Genomic DNA, 19,242 nt, shown 5'->3' on the forward strand with positions numbered 1-19,242 from the left:
CGAGGATCAGTCGATGGGCTGCAGCAGTCCCAGCCGCTGCAAGTCGGTGACGTACTTGACGATGATGGGTGCCGAGATATGGGGGATGTCGGTGCCAGGGCCGATCTGGGCCCTTGTCACCGCGCTGCGGAAACGATCCGTCGGCCCGTACGCGCCCTGAGTGGGTTCCGGCGCACGAAGGTCCTTCGCCAAGGGTGACCGCAGGATCTGTAGCACCGAGTGCTGGCGCTGGTGCTCGGGCAGCGCGCGGAGCGCGGCTTCGAAGCGCTGCAACCATTCCGCGAAGTCGCCGATGCGGGTGATCGGGTAACCGGCGTCCTGCAGCCAGTCGACGTACTCGTCGAGTCCGATACCGTCGTCGTGCGGGTTCATCACGTGATACGTCGTGAAGTCCGGCGAGACAGATCGGGCCACCTGCCACCCCAGCGTGGTGATCGCCTCGGCGACAAATCCGACGGGCAGCGCATCGTAATGGGCGCGCCGGCGGTTGCCGTCAGCGTCGCGTTGGTAGAACGACTCGGGTGCGAGCCCGGTGGCCACGATGCTCAGCACCATCCTGGTCACGTTGTCCGTCACGTTGAGCTGCCCCGCGTAGGTGGTATCGGCCAGGATCATGTCGCACCGGAACACCGCGACCGGCAGCCCACACAGGTCATGCGCTTCGCGCAGCAACACCTCGGCCGCCCACTTGCTGGTGCCGTACCCATTGGCGTACCCACCATCGAGAACGCGGGTCGGGCTGATCACGCGGATGTCGGCGTCCTCGGTGAACGCCGACGGTTCGATCTGATGGCGCACGTCGGCGGTCGACACGAACGCGAAGGGCTTCAGTCGCGAAGTGAGCGCGAAACGAATGAGCTCGGCCGTGCCCACGACATTCGGGCCGAACAATTCGCTATAGGGCAGGACGCCGTTGACAAAGCCCGCGGAATCCACGATCACGTCGACTGATTCCGCGAGCCGACGCCAAGTATGTTCCGCCAGCCCCAGATTGGCTGCACTCTTGTCACCCGCGACGACCTGCAGCCGACCGGCCGACAGTTCGTTGAAGTGCCGACGCATGGTCGGGTCGGTGTCGAACGTCGTCTCCAAGCGTCGACGTGCCTCGTCGTCGGATGCGGCGCGGACCAAGCAGATCAACGTGTCATCGATCCGGCGCAGCCGCTTGAGCCATTCGAGCACCAGATAGCGCCCCAGGAAGCCGGTGGCCCCGGTCAACAGGACCGTCCGCGGCTTCCCGTGGGGCCGCGGCAAGGTGGGCGCAGTCCTCAGTGTGGTGACGTCGATGAACTTGTCCAAGGTGAGATCACCGGCGCGTACCTCGCCGGCATCGCGGCCGTGCACCGACGCGAAGCCGGCGCCTTCGGTTCCGGGCACCGCGTGGGACCCGTGGTCCACCTCCAGGCTCAGCCCGCGGACCGTCGGCGTATCGAACAAGGTGTGAACTGCCAGGTCGGCGTCGAGCGCGGTGTTGACCGCCGCGATGACCCGCATGGCCGAAATCGAGTCGCCACCGAGGTCGAAGAACGAATCGTCGACCCCGACTTGCTGCACCCCGAGCACTTGCGCGTAGATGTCGGCGATGACCTTCTCGGACTTGGTGACGGGTGCGCGGTAGCGGTCGACACTCTGGTATTCGGGAACGGGCAGGGCACGTTTGTCGAGTTTGCCGTTGATCGTCAAAGGCAGCGCGTCGAGCACCACCAGCGCGGACGGAATCATGTACGGCGGCAGCCGATCACCCAGGCGCGCGCGCAGCTCGGCGGGATCGACTGCGCCGGTGGTCGATTCGGTGAGGTAGCCGACCAGACGCTTGTCACCTGGCCTGTCCTCCCGTGCGATCACCACTGCCTGTTCGACGCCGGCCAGTGCGGCGAGCGCGGTCTGGATCTCGCCGAGTTCGATCCGGTAACCGCGGATCTTGACCTGCTCGTCCGAACGACCCAGATACTGCAACTGCCCGTCCGCACCCACCGCACGAGATCACCCGTGCGGTACATGCGGGCTCCCGGTGCGCCGAACGGGCACGCCACGAACCGTGACCCCGTGAGGCTCGGCCGGCGGGTGTATCCGACACCGACACCGCGGCCGGCCACATACAGTTCGCCGACGATGCCGACCGGTACCGGCCGCAACCACCCGTCGAGCACGAACAACGCCGTACCGGGCACCGGTAAGCCGATCGGGACGATGTTCTGCGCGGCCTCCGGGATTTTCGTCAACGGGGCACTGATGGTGGCGTACACCGTCGTCTCGGTCGGACCGTAGCCGTTGACCATCACCCGGCCCGGCGCCCATCGATCGACCACCTCGGCCGGGCAGGCCTCACCGGCCACCATGAGCGTCACCGATTCCAGGCCCTGCGGGTCGAGCGCCGCCACGGCCGCAGGGGTTTGACTGAGCACGTCGACCTTTTCGGCGACCAGCAGCTCGTGCAGGTCGTGCGGCGAGCTTGCGACGGCCTCCGACACGACCACCAGCCGCCCACCGTGCAGCAAGGCGCCCCACATCTCCCACACCGAGTAGTCGAAGCCGTAGGAGTGACACTGTGTCCACACCTGGCCCGGCGCCGGTTCGAATCCGGCGTCGAGGGAGTCGAAGAGTCGGGTGACGTTATGATGCGTGATAGCAACGCCTTTCGGTACACCGGTGGTGCCCGAGGTGTAGATCGTGTAGGCGATGTCGTCGGGAGAAGGTGGCGGCGGCACGGTGTCCGGCCGGATGGCCGCGGCCGCGTCTGCGGGAGCGTCGATGTCGACGACCAACACATCGACCCCGTCGAACCGGGAACGTAGGTCCGCGGTGGTGATCACGGCCATCGGCGCGGTGTCGGCGAGCATGAACTCCAGGCGCGCCGTCGGGACTGCCGGATCGATCGGCAGATACGCCGCCCCGGTCTTGAGCACCGCCAGGATTGCCACGATCGCCCGAGCGGAGCGAGAAACCATGAGCGCCACGGATTGACCCGGGGCAGCGCCATGCTCGATCAGTAGGTTCGCCAACCGGTTCGCTTCGGCGTCCAGCTCGCGGTAGCTCATCGACGCGTTCTCGAATGTGAGGGCCGCCGCGCCGGGCGTCCGCGCGACCTGTTCGGCGAACCGCTGCGGAATGGAGGCCGGCGCAGGCCCCGGCTCGGTCAAGAGCGCGCGGTGGGCCCATCCGTCGAGGCGCTGGTGTTCTGCCGGATCGAGCACGTCGATCGATGACAGCGGCCGGTCGGGCTCGGCGGTCATGGTGGTCAGCACCCGCCGGAACCGTTCGACGAGCGCATCGATCGCGGCCGCGTCAAACGCTTCGGAGTCGAACTCCGCCCGCAGGCTCAGTTCGTGGCCCGGCAACGCGATAACCGACAGCGGATAGTGGTTGTACTCACGATTGTGGAATTCGGTGATCGCCAACTCGTGGGCGCCGGTGAAGGCGTCGGGGTCGAGCGGATAGTTCTCGTACAAGAAGAGCGTGTCGAACAGATGATCGTGACCTGTGACGTGATGGATGTCGTTGAGCGAAAGGTGTTCGTGTTCGACGGTGTCGTTGTGGGCATTTTGCAACTGGTGCAACAGGTCTGCGACGGTGCAACCATCAGTGGCGCGAGCGCGTACCGGCACCGTGTTGATCAGCAGACCGACGATGTGCTCCGAGCCGGCCAACTCCGCAGGGCGTCCCGAGACGGCGGTACCGAAGGCTACGTCGCGCTGGCCCGTCAGAACCATCAGCACCTGTGCCCAGGCTGCCTGCAACACCGTGTTGACGGTGGTATGGCAGGAACGGGCCAGTTCGCCAACGGCTTTCGTGGTCTCAGCGGACAGCCGATACGTCTCGACCCGGCGTGGTCCGGACCGCGTCTGCGCAGCGATGAGCGTGGGTGTGGTGAAACCGTCGAACGTCCTGCGCCACGCCGCCCTGGCATCGTCTCGGTCCTGGTCAGCCAGCCAGTCGATGAAATTGCGGTACGCCCAGACGTCAGGGAGTCGCTGCTCGAGGTAACCGGCGAAGATCTCCCGCAACAGGATCGGCAGTGACCAGCCGTCGATGACGATGTGGTGAAAGGTCATCACGAACCGGTGCTGATTGCCTGCGATCCGAATCAAGGCCGCCCGGAAAGTGGGCCGCGCGACCAGATCGCACACCGCGGCCCGCTCGGCGGCGCACAACTGCTCGACTTCCTGATCGGGATTCACATCGTCACCGCGCAGGTCCATATACCGCCATGCGAGTACCGGGTCCGTGGGGATGATCTGGACCGGCTCGCCGAACTGAGTGCAGAACCGGGCCGCGAGGTTGGGGTGTCGGGCGATCACCGTGTGCAGGGCGTCGCGCAGTCGGTCCTGGTCGAGGAGTCCGGCGACGGTGACGTCCAGCTGAACCGCGTAGACGTCGCAGTCGGTGCCTGGCGCCTGCGCGATGGCGGAGTGGAAGAGCAGACCTTCCTGCACGGGCGTCAGGGGCAGGATGTCGGCGATCCGGTACTGCTGGGCCAGTTCGTCGATCTGGCTCTGGCTCAACCGTGTTGGCGCGATGTCCGACGGGGTCAGTCCGCCACCTCCGGAGCGCACGTGCGCGCAGATCCCGCCTAGTGCCTCGAACCACAATTGGCTCAGGCGATGCACCTGGGCCTCGTTCAACGACGACGGCGCCCACGTCCAATTCGCCTGCAGCCGAGGACCACTGCGGCTACCCGTGTCCAGGGTTCCGGCGTTGAGCTCGAGGGTGTGAATCAATGGCATGGGTACTTCCGCGGCCGCGCCGACCAGCGACAGCGCATCATGGTCGATGCGCCACAATTCGTCGGACAGCTCGTTTGCGCCGGCACCGAGGCGGCCGAGATAGTTGAATCCGATGGTGGGTTCCGGCCCCGACAGCTCCACCTCGGGGTTCAGATACCGCAGCAATCCGTATGTCAGACCATCTGGTTGGCTACGCAACTGCTCTTTGGCTGCCTTGATCGCTGCGCCCAGCGCGGCATCCCCGAATTTCACTTGTTCCCAAGGTAATTCAGAAAGTGTCAGCGACACGGGGTATTTGGCGGTGAACCAGCCGACAGTACGTGACAGGTCGATGTCATCACCGAGTCCTTCGTCGCGGCCATGGCCCTCGACGTCGATTCCGACGGGGCTTCCTCCGGTGCCGAGAAATTCCGCCACCGCGAGGCCGAACCCGATCAGCAGGACGTCACCCACTCCCGCATGGAAGGCGGCAGGCACGTCACCGAGCAACTGCCGCGTGGTTTCGGCGTCGAGCGACACCGACAACCGCCCCGCACGAGCGTAGGTGTCCTGCTCCGGTTGTACGGCGGGCAACGCGGGCGGTGTCATGAGGATGTGCTGCCAGGCGTCGGCCTGCGCGAACACCTCTGAGCTGCGCGCATATTGGTCCAATACCACCGACCAGCGCGCGAATGAGGTGCCGCCGGTTGGCAATTGCACCGACTGACCGTTCCGGTGGTGTACCCACGCGAGATTCAGATCCTCCAACAGAATTCGCCATGACACCCCGTCGATTGCCAGGTGGTGGACCACCAATGCCAGCTGTCGGGTATCGGCCACCCACAGTGCCGAGAGCATCCTGCCGGCAGCCGGATCGAGCCGGGACAGGGCTTCACGGAGCGCCTCGCCGGACAACGTGTCGATGGTGTGAAGGCACGACCGCGCGTCAACCGTGCCTTTCTCCGGCACGGTCATCGACCAGTCGCTCATGTCTACCCGCAACCGCAGCGTGGCATGGCGATCCAGCAGGGCCTGTAGCAGCAGCGCCGTGTCGGACTCGGTCACCACGGCCGGGGCGCGCAGAACGACCGTCTGGTTGATCTGCTCGACCGGGCCGTCGACGGTGTGCAGCCAGCGCATGATCGGTGTGGGCAACACTCGCCCGATGCCATCGTCGGACGAGTTCTCCCGATCACCGCCGACTGCCGCGGCCACCGACGCCAAGCGCGCGACGGTCTGTTCGACGAACACGTCCCGCGGACGCAACAGCACGCCCTGCGCCCGCGCACGTGCCACCACCTGCATCGACAGGATACTGTCGCCGCCCATGGCGAAGAACGAGTCGTCGACTCCGACGCGGTCGACACCTAAAACCTGCGCGTAGATGTCGGCGAGGATCGACTCGGTCTCGGTGACGGGAGCGCGGTATCGATCGACGCTGCGGTACTCCGGCGCAGGCAGGGCGCGCCTGTCGAGCTTGCCGTTGACCGTCAGTGGCAATGATTCCAACGCCACGACCGCAGCCGGCACCATGTATGCCGGAAGCCGTTTCGCCACGGCGGTGCGCACCGCCGCCGGATCGGCGGTGCCCGTGATGTAACCGACCAGACGCAAGGTCCCGGGGCGGTCTTCGCGGGCGATCGCCACGGCCTGCTCGACCCCGTCCGATTCGGCCAGCGCGGCTTGGATCTCGCCCAGCTCGATTCGGTAGCCACGAATCTTGACCTGCTCGTCGGAGCGACCCAGGTACTGCAGCTGCCCATCGGTGTCCCACCGCACGAGGTCGCCGGTGCGGTACATCCGTTGACCCGGTGACCCGAACGGGCAAGCCACGAACCGGGATGCGGTCAACGCGGAGCGCCGTGCGTAGCCGAGCGCGACGCCGGCGCCCGCCACGTACAACTCGCCGACCACGCCCTCGGAGGTCGGTCGCAAGAACTCGTCCAACACGAATGCTGCGCCGCGCGGCACCGGCCGACCGATCGGCGCCGAATCCGAGTCGGGGGACAGCGGTGCGCTCATCGTTGCGTAGATGGTCGTCTCGGTCGGCCCGTAGGCGTTGACCATCACGCGCCCGCGTGCCCACCGCTTGACGAGATCTACCGGGCAGGCCTCGCCGGCCACCACCAGCGCTGTACCGTCCAGGCCTTCAGGTGACAACATCCCTGCCGCAGAGGGCGTTTGGCACAACACGGTGACTTTTTCGTCGACCAACAGAGCGTTGAGATCGTGCGGTGAGCCGGCCACGGACTCCGGCACGACGACCAACCGGCCGCCGTGCAGCAGCGCACCCCAGATCTCCCACACCGACACATCGAAGACCAGCGAATGCCATTGCGACCACACCTGTCCCGCGTCCGCGGGCAGTGCCGGATGTAGTTGCTCGAGCAATTGCGTGACGTTCTCGTGGGTGACCGCGACAGCCTTCGGGACACCCGTCGTTCCCGACGTATAGGTCAGGTATGCGATGTCACCGGGTACGGGTGTCGGCGGCCCGCCGTTGAAAGGCTGATTCACGGCCGGATCGGCGACGTCGATGATCGCGACGTCGATCCCGTGCAGTCGGCAACGCAGGTCGGCTGTCGTCAGCACGGCGACCGGCGCGGCGTCGGAGATCATGAACTCGAGTCGTGCATCGGGATGCGCCGGATCCATCGGCAGATACGCTGCGCCGCACTTGAGGACCGCCAGGATCGCCACGATCGCCTCGCCGCAACGGGGAAGCAGCAACGCCACCCGCGCACCCGGACCGCCGCCATGGGCGACCACCACGTGCGCCAACCGGTCGGCGGCCTCGTCCAGCTCGCGATAGGTCCACGATTGTTCGCCGCACACGATCGCCACTGCGTCGGGGTCGCGTGTCACCTGCGCCGCGAACAATGCCGGAATCGACGGTGCCGCAACCGCGGGTCGGTTCAGCACTGCGCGGTTGCCCCATTCGTCCAACACGTCGCGCTCGTCGTCGTCGAGGAGATCGATCGACAGCAACCGCAGTGAAGGGCCGCCAGTCACAATTCCCCATGAAGATCAGGCGACCCGAAAGAATGAGTGGAAATGACCACCAATACCCGTAGCAACTCGACCAGCTTTCTCTTCCGGTCGCGGAGAAAGGTCGTCGTCGATGTCGACAGGCAGACCCAGTTCGTGGCCGGCACCCTCCTGTGCCGACAAGGATAATGGCAGGACCAGGCCGATTTTACGGGTTGGGCAAATTTGGGGGCAGCAGCGGCGTCCACGGTGTTCCGGGCTGCGTCACCCGCAGCGTTCCGCTCGTAATGACGGGTGTTATGGCAAATGTCGTTGATTATCTGAGTGTTTGAAGGCCCACTATCTCATGTCGATAGCTGTCGACGTGATCAGCAAACAATCAACCGATTACCTGTCGAAATTGATCACCCGCGGAATCCAGAGTCATCGCATTCCGGGAAGCGATGCAGCGGGAGTGCAGGCAAAAATTGCGTCGTTCACCAAAATCTCGGGTTGGCGCCGCCGAATGGCCAGTTATGCACGATTTTTCAAAGATTTGCGTGACGCAACTGGCCGCTCGGCGCTGGTGCTGCCTACAGATCGGGGATGGTCTGGCTGAGGTAGTTCTCCCAGGTCGCGAGTTGGCTCGCATCCATGAGCAGCGATTGGTACTCGGGGTCGGCGTTGAGGCTCTCCTGGACCTTGCCGTAGGTGGCCCAGTCGGCGACGGTCGAGAGCATGCCGATGGTGTTGGTGCCTTGGCCGCCGACCATGGTGACCAGTCCGGTGACGTTTTCCGCACCGTGTTTACGGGCGAGCGTGGTGGCGCGCTTCAGCTGGCTCTGTATGACGTCCCAGGTCACACCGGGATTCGGATGGACGATTGTGGTCGCGACGATTGCCATGGTGGAAACCTCCGCTCGTGGGGATAGGACCCAACCAGTCTCGGGCGGGGCGCAGTGGGCGCATAGGGTAGGCGCACACCCTAATTTCTGACGGCAGGGAGGGCACGGCGAACCGTCGGTCGGCACATGGGCCTGCGCATCGATCGCCTTCGGTGCGCATGCGTGCCGTGCTGTTCGCCGTCGTGACCGGGGTGGTACTCGCGGGATGCACCGAGCCGACGGGCACGGCGCCGCCTGCGACTTCCGTGCCGGCGGCATCTGCCGCGCCACCGAGAGCGGCACCCGCACCCGTACCGGCGCAGCCGCGGCTGGCCCCGGACCCGGTGAAGCTGGCCGATGATCTGGTCAGCGACGAACAGACGTTGCGGGACCACGCAGCGTCGGAGCCCGTGCTGGCGCAGGCGGCTCGGCGCCAGCAGGCCGCCTACCGGGCGATCGGCCGCCATCCCGAATGGGATCAGGTCACCCGCCCACGCATCCCTCCCGCGTTCCTGCCGGTCTACGACCGCAACGTCGAGGCTCGCAGGCACCTGGACAGGTTGGTCTCGAGTGAAGTGAAGGCCACTGTTCCCGCGTGGCGCATCGACGCGCCCGCGCCGGCCGACGAACTGCTGCGCTACTACCGCGAGGCGGACGCCGCCACGGGTGTCGGGTGGAACTATCTGGCGGCCATCAACTTCGTCGAGACCACGTTCGGCCGCATCGTCGGACCGAGCTCCGCAGGCGCGCAAGGCCCCATGCAGTTTCTGCCGTCGACGTTCGCGGCATACGGCGTCGGCGGTGACATCCACGCGCCCCGCGACAGCATCATGGCCGCCGGACGCAAACTGGCCGCCAACGGGTTTGCGCACAACCGGGACGGCGCGATCTACGCGTACAACCATTCGGACGACTACGTCCGGGCGGTGACCAACTACGCCGATGTCCTCGCCACCGATCCCGCGGCATTCACCGGCTACTACCGGTGGGAGATCTACTACCGCACGACAGCCGGTGACGTTCTACTGCCGGTCGGCTACCACGCGGCGGCGCCGATCGCCGTCGCCGATTACCTTGCGGCACACCCTCAGTGAAGCGGCACGCTCTGCGCGAAGGTGAACACGTTGTGAGGGTCGTAGGTGGCCTTGACCTGCCGTAGCCGTTCGACGTTCGGGCCGTAGTATTCGCGTTCCCAGTCGGCGGCCTGGGCGTTGGGCACGTTGACATAGCCGGCCGTGCCGTACGGGCGCAGTGCTCGCCAGAAGTCGTTCGCCCATCCCAGCGCCTTCGCGTCGAGCGCCCGATCGTCCCATGCCGCGCCGGGCTCGCAGTAGAACAGCGCGTCGCGGTGCGCAAATGCCGAGCCGCCCGGCGGCTCGTGGCGGACCGCGCCGCCGAAGCTCGACACGAAGAAGTTGCTCTCCGGGGTCGGGCAGTTGGCGAGGTAGTGCAGGACGGTGTCGATCGCCTCGTCGGGGAACGGCTCAGTGATGAACTGGGACTGGAACTTCCAATACGGCAGATCCGGCCCACGGTCGGCGTCGGCGTAGAAGTCCGGCCAAGCTCCTTCCCGGAAGTCCACCTCGGGGTCACCGACCGCAAGCACCGACGCCAGGCCGGCCTCGGCCTCGGCGCGGGTGGCGCCGTGCATCACCGCCGTCATCTCGAAGTGGGTGGCGTCGGCTTCGACGGCGCTGGAAAGCCGTTCGTCGGCGAAGGGTGCGTCGCGTTGCCAGACGCGCAGCACTTCACCCAGGTCGCCGTGCCCGGCCCACCTGGCGATCACGAACTGGACGTCGTGCAGCTTGGCCAGTTTGAGCGTGTAAGCGGTGGTGATGCCGAAGTTGCCGCCCCCGCCACCGCGACATGCCCACAGCAGATCAGCATGCGTATCCTGGTCTATCTCAATGATTTTGGCCGACTCGGCCTCGTCGGCGACCACGATCTCGGCGGCGAGCAGGGCGTCGCACGCCATGCCGAGTTGGCGGGTCAGCAAGCCGAATCCGCCTCCGAGAATCACACCGCCGAGCCCGACGGTACCTTCGGCACCGGTCGACATGACATAGCCGCGTGCGCCAAGGGTCGCGACGGCCTCACGCTGGATCAGACCGGTTCCGACCCTGACCGTGCCTGCGGCCTCGTCGAATTCGGCACTTTTCATCCGACTGACGTCGATGACGAGACCGCCGTCGAGCGCCGACCAACCTTCGATGCAGTGGCCGCCGCTGCGGGCGCGGAACGCAACACCAAGCCGGCGTGCCCATTTGACGGCATTGAGGACGTCGTGGGCGTCGTGGCAGTAGACGATTGCGGCGGGATAGTGCGAATAGAGCTTGTTCCAGCCGAGGCGGGCTTTCTCGTAGCCGTCGTCTCCTGGTCGGACGACCTCACCGGTCAGCTCAACGGCAGTGGCAGTCACTGGATCACCTTTCTGTCAGTGCTTGAACACATCGACTTTGCCCGGCTCGGTGTCGAGCACGATGCGGTTGAATTTCCACAACTTCAGGAAGTAGAGCCCGCCCAGCAGAGTCAGGCCGAGCACGATGACGATCGGGACGTGCGCCGACGTCGGCGTGACCATGATGAACACCGCAATGGCCGACCAGATCAGCGCACTGATCGCGACGGGCATCTCGTAGCGCCCGAGGTCGAATGCACCTTCTACTCGGTCGAGACGCTTGCGTACGGACAGGTAGAGAATGATGGTCGCGCCATAGAGGCTCGGGCCGATGATCGTGCCGGTGGTGATCAACTCCAGCAGCGAGTCACCGGGCAGCGCGAGCATCAGGATGATGCCCAGGACGACGATCAGGACCGTGGCCGGGATCGGGGTGTGCGTGCGGGCGTCGACGCGCCGCATGACCTTGTGCCCGGGGAACCGGGAGTCGCGCGCCATCGCGTAGACGATGCGGGATGCCGTGGCCATGGTGACCATACCGGCGCCGAAGAACGCGAACACGATGGCGACCAACAGCAGCTTCTCCATGACGGTGCCGAGTTGGTCGTGCATGATCACCACCACCGGCGAGTCGCTGGCGCTGATCCGTGGCATGTCATCGATGGCCACGGTGAGTGCGATGAGGAACAGCAGTCCCAGAACCGCCGCCGCGATGACCGATCCCACAACGGCCTTGGGCACGCTGCGGTACGGGTCCTTGGCTTCCTCGGCCAGGTTGGCCGCCGCGTCGAATCCGACGAGGGTGGTCAGGCCGAGCACCGTCGCGAGCATCAGTCCGCCGCCGATGGCGAAGTAGTTGGGGGCGCCCTCGGTGATGCCTCGGGAGGTCAGGTTGCTGATGGAGCCCTTGCCCGAGACCGCGACAGCGACGAACAGCGCGATGACGAGTACGACCACCAGCGCCAGCTCCAAACCTACTGCGCTGGTGTTGATCATCGCGACGAGATGCGTCGACCCGATCGCGATCGCGGCCTGGATGATCAGCATCACCACGGTGATGATGCGCGCCGTCCGCTCGTCCGACGCCATGCCGAGCATGGGCATCAGGGCATCCTTGGCGAGTGCATTGTCGATGGCCACCACACCCGCGGTGAGGGTGCAGAAGTTGAACCAACCGAACCACCAGCCGACCTTCGGATTCGCCAGCCGCGAACCCCATTGGTACGACGAACCGCTCAGCGGGATCCGGGCGGCGAACTGGGCGATCACCAAGGCCACGAGCGTCTGGCCGATCGCCACGATCACCCACAACCAGATCCCGACCGGCCCGGCATTCTGCAACACGTCGTCGTAGGTGCCGAAGACGCCGACCGCGACGGAGATGAACGCGAACGAGATCGCGAAAACCTGGAACGTGCCGAGACTTCGTTTCAGTTGCGGCTCGTAACCGCAGTCCTCGCAGAACTCGTCGGCGGCTTCCGCGCCGTGGGGCAACTCGCGATGGGCCTTGTCAGGAAGATCGGTGGAATGGGTCATTTCGGTCAGCCTCCTTGTGGCCGGTACCGGTTGCGGGCGACGGCGTCGCCCGCAGGTCTGCGATCAATGGATCGAGACAGAACTCATCGGGATCACCCGGCTCGGTGTCCAGCACGTCGCGATCGAAGATGAACATCTTGATGAAGTACAGGCCGCCGACGAGGATCAGGCCGGCCACGATCAGATCAGGCACCAGGGCGGCGCCAGGGGACACCAGCGTCAGCAGGGCGACGAATACCCAGACGAGCGCGGCGACCGCCACCGGTAGCTCGAAGCGTCCGAGACTGAACGCACCCGCCTTGCGGCCGAGCCGTTTTCGCACCGAGAGATACAGCACGGTGATCGAGCCGTAGATGAGTGCGGGCAGGATGGTCGACCCGATGATCAGTTGCAGCAGCGCGGATCCCGGCAACGCGACCATCAGGACGACCCCGACGAGAAGCACCAGTACGGTTGCGGCAACGGGCGTTCGCGTGCGCCGATTGACACGCCGAATCACGGTATGCGCGGGGAACCGCGCGTCACGCGCCATGGCGAACGCCAGCCGCGAACATGAGGCCAGCATCACCATCCCGGCGCTGAACATCGCAAGGGCGATTCCCGACAAGAGGATTCGCTGCATCACCGGGCCCAGTTGATCGTCGATGATCGTGGCCACCGGTGATGCGCTGCTGCTCACCTGGGAAATATCGGTGATGGCGACGGTGAGCACGACGACGAATACCAGCCCCAGCACCGCCGAAGCCACCACGGACGCGACGATCGCGAACGGCACTGTGCGGAACGGGTCTTCGGCCTCCTCGGCCAGATTGGCTGCGGAGTCGAAACCCACCAGCGTGGTGATGCCCATGATCATTCCGGCCATCAGGCCGCCACCCATGGCGAAATAGCCTGGCGCGTCGGCGGTGATGCCGCGTGAGACGAGGTTGCCGACGGTGCCGTTGCCGGTGGCCGCTGCGGTCCCCAGGCCGATCACCAGCACGGCCAGCACCGCGATCTCGAGCCCGACCGCCGCTGAGCTGACCACGCCGAGCAAACGCGTCGACGCGATGACCAGCCCGCTTTGGATGACCAGCACACCCAACGTGATCAATCGTGCGGTGTTCTCGTCGGGTGTCATACCGAACAGCGGCATGAGCGCCTGGCTGGCCAACGCGTTGTCCATCGCGACCACGCCGATCGCCAGGAACCAGAACGTGAGCCACCCGAACAACCATCCGATCTTCGGGTTTGCCAACCGCGAGGCCCACTGGTACGCCGAACCGCTGAGTGCGATGCGTGCGGCGAACTGGGCGACGACCAGCGCCACCAACGTCTGCCCGCCCGCTGCGAGTATCCACAGCCAAATCCCCACGGGCCCGGCGGTCTGGAGGACCGCACCATAGGTTGCGAAGATGCCGACCGCGACAGAGATGAACGCGAACGAGATCGCAAACGTCTGGTATGGGCCGAGTGTTCGTTTCAGTTCAGGTGCATAGCCAGAGTGTCGGACCTCGTCATCAGCCGATCGGGCCTCGGCAACGCGCTCAGCCGTCATTGCGCCACCTGGCTTCCTCGAAGGGCTAGCTGCACAGTAGGCGCGGCGGTGCCGCGACGGCGCAAAATTGACGTCACAGACAGCCGGCATTTGCCTGTGCAACGGACCATGTCTAGGGTTCCGTCCGCATGCACTGGCTAACAGGCGAATCCGGCACCGTGCGCGGCTTCACCAGCAGCCAAACCGATGCCGCCGAAACCAGCAGGAGTGCCGCGCCAACACCCGCGGCGGTCGCCAGCCCGTCGGCGAACGCGGCTTGCGCGGCGGTCAACAAGGTGTGCGCCTGGCCTGGCGGCAAGGTTTCGGCCGCCAGCCGCGCAGTGGTCAGTGACTCCCTCGCGTGAACCGCCACGCCGTCGAGGGCGCCGGGAGGTATGGTCAGCCCGCGGTACACGTCGGCGACGATCGAGCCGAGGACCGCGATGCCGAGCGCCATACCCAATTCGCACGCGGTTTCCGAAATTCCGGCCGCGGCACCGGTGCGCTCCGCGGGTACGACGGCCAGCAGCACATCGTTGGACACGGTGTAGGCCAGCCCGAGACCGACGCCGACGACGAACAGCGTGAGACCGAGTTGCGGATAGGTGGTCGACGGTGTGATCGACGTCAGTGCCGCGAGCGCTGCGCCGATCAGCGCCAGTCCGGTTGTGAGGATCGCGCGCGGTGGCCAGAACCGCACGGCGACCCCGGCCAACACACCGAACACCGTCGCCGCCAGCGCAGCGGGTAGCTCGGCGAGTCCTGCGGCGAGCGGGCTGTACCCGTCGACGAGCTGGAAGAACTGTGACAGGAAGAACGTCACACCTGAAAGCCCGAGCACTGCAGTCAGGTTCGCCGCAACGACACCGGTGAACGTGCGATCGCAGAACAGCCGGATGTCGATCAGCGGGATGGGTAGCCGCAGTTGGCGCCGGGCGAAGCATGCCAGCGCGACGGCTCCGATCCCGGCGCTCAGCGCGACATCCATGCGCAGCCCGTTCGCGGCACCTTCCTTCAGGGCGTACACGAGTCCGAGCACGCCGACCAGTGACAGCCCGACGCTGCGTAAGTCCCACGGCCCGGGACCCGGATTGCGGTGTTCGGGCAGCAGCACAGAGCCGGCAGCCACGACGATGACGATCGCCGGGACGTTGATCAAAAAGACCGAGCCCCACCAGTAATGCTCCAGCAGCAGCCCGGCGATCACCGGTCCGAGCGCGGTGCCCGCGGAAAACACCGCCGCCCAGATGCCGATGGCCACGCCGCGCTCTCGGGGCTGAGGAAACAGTCTGCGGATCAACGCCAGTGTCGACGGCGCCAGCGTCGCGCCCGCGACGCCAAGCAGTGCCCGTGCCGCGATCAAAGCTTCGGCGCTCGCAGCGTACGCCGTGGCCACCGAGACGATTCCGAAAGCTGTTGCACCGCACAGAAGAAGCTTCTTGTGGCCGATCCGGTCGCCGAGGCTGCCCATCGTGACGAGCAGGCCTGCCAAGACGAACGAGAAGATGTCACCGATCCACAGCAGCTGCGTCGCTGTCGCGCCGAGGTCCTTGCTGATGAAAGGTGTCGCCACAGCGAGCACCGTGCCGTCGACACCGATCAGCAGAATTCCGAGGCTCGGCACGGCGAGCGCCAGCCAACGGCGCGTCATGATGCACCTACCTTTGCGATCGGTCCGGATCAACCGGATGGACCACAAAGTTATGGCCGACGCCACCACCGGCGAATCGGGCAAAATGTGCGTTTTTCCACGGCGCTATGGGTCAAATGATGTAGATCCCGGCCCGGGGCCCGGTGCTGAAACCGGCTGACGAGCACGCCGGCGGAACCGTCATTCAAGCCGTAGGCAGCACCTTGTTCTCATGTGCCCACGCAGCCGCGGCGGTCCGCGATGACACGCCGAGCTTGACGTAGATGTTCGCGAGGTGACGGCCGACGGTCTTCTCGCTGATGAACAACTGCTTGGCGACTTCACGATTGGACGCACCGGCAGCGATGCGGGCGAGCACCTCGACTTCGCGTTTGGTGAGCCCGCCAGGTGCCTCGGCACTGGTTGCCCGGTTCGGCTCGGCCCCGAGTTGCTGGTAGATCGACTCGGCGCTGGCCGTGTCCGATTCGGCACCAGTGGCGTCCCCGCACGCGCGGCGGGCCTGCGCCATCACGTCGTACACCTGCGCCATCTCGTACCGGCACTGGGTGTTGCGGTACCGCCGCAGCGCGTCTTGCAGGATGGGTAGCGCCTCGGTCTCGCGTCCCTGTTTGACCAGCACCTCGCCGCGGGCCTGCAGCGCCCACGCCCGGAAGCCGGGGGAGTCGAACTTCTCGGCCGCGGCCTCCAGTTCCGCGCAATACTGTTCGGCTTCGTCGATACGGTCGCGGGCCAGGGCGATTTCCACGGCGGCGGGCAGCAGCCGGACACAGTTGATGGGATCGTGCTCGGAGTCGATGCCGATTCGCAGATCGCTTGCGGCAGCCGCGGTCTCGCCGAGGTGGCAGCGCAGCAGCGCCTCGCCGGGTTGCGGCTCACGGCCCAACTCTCTGGCCCTGGCGAAGGCGGTGCGGGCGCCGTCGATGTTGCCCTGCCTGCGCCGTACCTCGCCGAGTTCGTAGTAGCCCTTGCCCGCCGTCGCGGGGAAGTCGCCCATCGCGGCAAGAGCGTTGATCAAGCGCTCCTCGACCTGCCGGTAATCCTTTGTGGCACTGTGCAGATCCATCTTGTGGAACTCGCACGTCGTGCCGTACCAGGATGCGGAGACCTGGGGCCCGGTGCGCCACTGTTCCATGGCCTCGAACCAGGTCTTCATGCGGCCCAGATCCGCGAGCCGATGGCATTCGTAGATCACCGCGCAATAGATGTCACCGGCCCAATCGACCGGAACTTGGTCGGCGAGCACCGGCATCATCGCCTCGTCCAGCTGCGCAAAGGCCTCGCTGGTGCGGGCGAACGGAATCTTCGAGACCCCGCTGGCCGTGGAGCACAGCGCGTTGAAACCTGGCAAATTGAGTCGCTCGGTCACTTCATGAAGCTCATCGGCGAGCTGAGCGGCGACCTCGTTGCGTCCTTCGTCGATGGCGACGAGGGAATCCACGTAGAGCACGTAGGCGAGGATCTGATCGTCAGGTTCCTTCTCCTGTAGCCGACGTGCGCGGTTGAGCCAGACGCGGGCGATGGTGAGGTCCCCGCCGTTGAACCACTGCAGGGCCACCTCGACGGCCTTCATCGCGGCGTTGTGCGATTCACCGGCCGAGATCAGCCGATTGAATGCCTGCTCGGAGAGCTGCATGGACTGCCTGCCGTGGCCCAGCCGCCACGCCGCCATGCCGTACGAGGACAGGTCGTCGGTGGTCAGGTCGGTTTCCGCGGTGCGGCCGAACAGGTCGTAGGCTGCGCGCCAATCGCCGCGCGAGTACGCCTCTCGCGCGGCGAGGAGTTCGGATCCGTCTGCTGCCATGTCGATCGGCATAACGGTATCCCCGCGGCGACCGCTGTGTTCCGCGAATGCGCGCGACTTCTGCATGCGTCTACATCATTTGCACCATCGGCTCGCCGGGCAAACACATCTTTCGCCCGAAGCTGGGGGTGTGGCCCCGCCCATAGCTTATTGATCACCCGGTGAGACCCCGGACCACTCCACGAAAGGCCACGGACGCCATGAACATCACCTCCGGAGCGACGAAGTGACGACCCTCCTGGACAGGCCGGCAGCCACCACGACCGCAACTGCCAACGACTTCTGTGAGGAGTCCGGTTACAAAGCCGAGCTGAAACGATCGCTCAGTTCTTTCCAGATGTTCGCGATCTCGTTCGCATCGGTGTCCGTGGTGATCGGCATCTTCGCCACCTACAGCCAGGTCCTGAAGAACTCGGGCCCGCTGGGCATCTGGCTCTTCCCGATCGTCGCGGTGGGGCAGATCCTGGTGGCCCTGGTGTTCGCACAGTTCGCGGCGCGGATCCCGCTCAGCGGGTCGTCTTACCAGTGGGCATCGCGCTTGGCCAACCCGAAGATCGGCTGGATCTTCGGCTGGATCGCGGCGTGGAACATCGGACTGAGCCCGGTCGCGATCGACAACGCGCTGGCGACCCAATGTCTGATGCCGCTGTTCAACATGGCGCCGAGCGAGACCACCGGGCGCGTGCTCACGGTGGTACTGCTGCTGATCCAAGCCGTCATCGTGATCTACTCGACCCGCATCGTGGGCTGGACCAACTCGCTGGCCGTCGGTGTCGAGCTGGCGATCGTCGTGGTGCTGGGCGTCGCCCTGTTCGCCGCGGTCATGCTCACGGGCCACGGCTCGACCGAGAACCTCTTCTCGCAGGGCATCGCCACAGGGTCGACCAACTACTTCGCCATCGGCGGCGGATTGATGGCAGCCATGATCATGGGCCTCTCGACGCTGGTCGGCTTCGAGGCCTCGGCGAACATGGCCGAGGAAGCCAAGGATGCGCACCGCACCGTTCCCCGGGCGATCGTCGGATCTGTTGTCGCCGCCGCCATCCTGGGAATGTTCCTCATCGTCGCGCTGACCGTGGCGATCCGGGACATGGGCGCCGCCTCCAACAGCGCATCGCCGGTCGCCGAGATCATGAACCAGCAGTTCGGTCCCGCTCTGGAACGGCCGCTGCTGCTGGTGATCGCGATCGCGTTCTTCGGCGCCGCCCTGGTCACCATCGCCGGAACCTCCCGCATCGTCTTCGCGATGGCCCGCGACGAGCGCTTCCCCGCACACCGGATGTTCAGCCGGGTCAATCCGCACACCCGCACCCCGATCCCGGCCACGCTGCTGGTGCTGGCCCTGGGTGTGGTGGTGATGCTGGTGATGCCGGGCGGAGCCCTGATCCAGCTCATCACGGCGGGCGCGATCTTCAACAACATCCCCTACGCCCTGACCATCGTTCTCTACCTGGTGGTGCGCAAGAAGCTGGGACGCAAGGAAGGCGCTTTCAGCCTGGGGCGCTTCGAGGTTCCGGTCGCGGTGGTCGCGCTGGCATGGGTCTTCATCGCGATCTTCGTGGTCAGCGTTTCCGAGGCGACGGTGACGACCTTCCTGATCATCGGTGGCCTGGTCCTCTCCGGCGCGGTGTATCTGGGCTACCTGCTGAAGTGCCGCCGCGAAGTTCTTGAGCGCGAGCCCGGCACCCAGCAGTTCTGAAGTTCCGCTCAACGAAAGTCATCCCCCTTGGCCCGCCGGGCCGAGGGGGATGACTTTGTGTCAGGCAACCAGCCACACAACGCGTTT

Annotated in this window: 9 protein-coding genes and 1 pseudogene; 3 read left to right on the plus strand and 7 right to left on the minus strand. The window is 65.7% G+C overall.

Going from position 1 to position 19,242, the window contains the following annotated elements; genetic code table 11:
* Nucleotides 1-6 precede the first annotated feature (6 nt).
* Nucleotides 7-7,715: pseudogene (locus BST13_RS19555) on the minus strand (amino acid adenylation domain-containing protein); the annotation flags it as partial.
* A 322-nt stretch (nucleotides 7,716-8,037) separates the two neighbouring features.
* Between BST13_RS19555 and BST13_RS38740 the strand changes: the two are divergent.
* The gene (locus BST13_RS38740) at nucleotides 8,038-8,289 is read left to right on the plus strand and encodes a hypothetical protein (RefSeq protein ID WP_142282814.1); all 252 of its coding nucleotides are present in this window, start codon (nucleotides 8,038-8,040) and stop codon (nucleotides 8,287-8,289) included.
* Here the strand turns inward: BST13_RS38740 and BST13_RS19560 are convergent.
* The gene (locus tag BST13_RS19560; protein WP_083165677.1) at nucleotides 8,264-8,575 is read right to left on the minus strand and encodes a hypothetical protein; all 312 of its coding nucleotides are present in this window, start codon (nucleotides 8,573-8,575) and stop codon (nucleotides 8,264-8,266) included. The genes BST13_RS38740 and BST13_RS19560 overlap by 26 nt on opposite strands.
* 158 nt (nucleotides 8,576-8,733) lie before the next feature.
* Between BST13_RS19560 and BST13_RS19565 the strand changes: the two genes are divergently transcribed.
* The gene (locus BST13_RS19565) at nucleotides 8,734-9,648 is read left to right on the plus strand and encodes a lytic transglycosylase domain-containing protein (protein ID WP_083165678.1); all 915 of its coding nucleotides are present in this window, start codon (nucleotides 8,734-8,736) and stop codon (nucleotides 9,646-9,648) included.
* On the opposite strand, the gene BST13_RS19570 is transcribed toward BST13_RS19565, so the two are convergent.
* From BST13_RS19570 to BST13_RS19590, 5 genes are all read right to left on the minus strand, one after another.
* Nucleotides 9,642-10,973 carry an FAD-binding oxidoreductase gene (locus tag BST13_RS19570; protein WP_083165679.1) on the minus strand — a complete coding sequence of 444 codons (1,332 nt, stop codon included), beginning with the start codon at nucleotides 10,971-10,973 and terminating at the stop codon, nucleotides 9,642-9,644. The genes BST13_RS19565 and BST13_RS19570 overlap by 7 nt on opposite strands.
* Before the next feature lie 15 nt (nucleotides 10,974-10,988).
* Nucleotides 10,989-12,488: an APC family permease gene (locus BST13_RS19575; RefSeq protein ID WP_083165680.1), complete on the minus strand. Its 1,500-nt coding sequence runs from the start codon at nucleotides 12,486-12,488 to the stop codon at nucleotides 10,989-10,991.
* The gene (locus BST13_RS19580) at nucleotides 12,463-14,025 is read right to left on the minus strand and encodes an APC family permease (protein ID WP_083165681.1); all 1,563 of its coding nucleotides are present in this window, start codon (nucleotides 14,023-14,025) and stop codon (nucleotides 12,463-12,465) included. Before BST13_RS19580 ends, BST13_RS19575 begins: the two co-directional genes overlap by 26 nt.
* A 112-nt stretch (nucleotides 14,026-14,137) precedes the next feature.
* Nucleotides 14,138-15,655: an MFS transporter gene (locus BST13_RS19585; RefSeq protein WP_083165682.1), complete on the minus strand. Its 1,518-nt coding sequence runs from the start codon at nucleotides 15,653-15,655 to the stop codon at nucleotides 14,138-14,140.
* 184 nt (nucleotides 15,656-15,839) lie between these two features.
* On the minus strand, nucleotides 15,840-17,468 hold the full coding sequence (locus BST13_RS19590) for a LuxR C-terminal-related transcriptional regulator (protein WP_083165683.1): 1,629 nt from the start codon (nucleotides 17,466-17,468) through the stop codon (nucleotides 15,840-15,842).
* A 214-nt stretch (nucleotides 17,469-17,682) separates the two neighbouring features.
* Between BST13_RS19590 and BST13_RS19595 the strand changes: the two genes are divergently transcribed.
* Nucleotides 17,683-19,155 carry an APC family permease gene (locus BST13_RS19595; protein WP_281254757.1) on the plus strand — a complete coding sequence of 491 codons (1,473 nt, stop codon included), beginning with the start codon at nucleotides 17,683-17,685 and terminating at the stop codon, nucleotides 19,153-19,155.
* Nucleotides 19,156-19,242 lie beyond the last annotated feature (87 nt).

Source organism: Mycobacterium aquaticum (assembly GCF_002086485.1).
Lineage (GTDB): Bacteria > Actinomycetota > Actinomycetes > Mycobacteriales > Mycobacteriaceae > Mycobacterium > Mycobacterium aquaticum.

Bases quoted from the DNA above. Each gene is read 5' to 3' on its own strand.
- BST13_RS38740 (WP_142282814.1), top strand. From the start codon at position 8,038: ATGTCGATAGCTGTCGACGTGATCAGCAAACAATCAACCGATTACCTG.
- BST13_RS19560 (WP_083165677.1), bottom strand. From the start codon at position 8,575: ATGGCAATCGTCGCGACCACAATCGTCCATCCGAATCCCGGTGTGACC.
- BST13_RS19565 (WP_083165678.1), top strand. From the start codon at position 8,734: ATGCGTGCCGTGCTGTTCGCCGTCGTGACCGGGGTGGTACTCGCGGGA.
- BST13_RS19575 (WP_083165680.1), bottom strand. From the start codon at position 12,488: ATGACCCATTCCACCGATCTTCCTGACAAGGCCCATCGCGAGTTGCCC.
- BST13_RS19580 (WP_083165681.1), bottom strand. From the start codon at position 14,025: ATGACGGCTGAGCGCGTTGCCGAGGCCCGATCGGCTGATGACGAGGTC.
- BST13_RS19585 (WP_083165682.1), bottom strand. From the start codon at position 15,655: ATGACGCGCCGTTGGCTGGCGCTCGCCGTGCCGAGCCTCGGAATTCTG.
- BST13_RS19590 (WP_083165683.1), bottom strand. From the start codon at position 17,468: ATGCCGATCGACATGGCAGCAGACGGATCCGAACTCCTCGCCGCGCGA.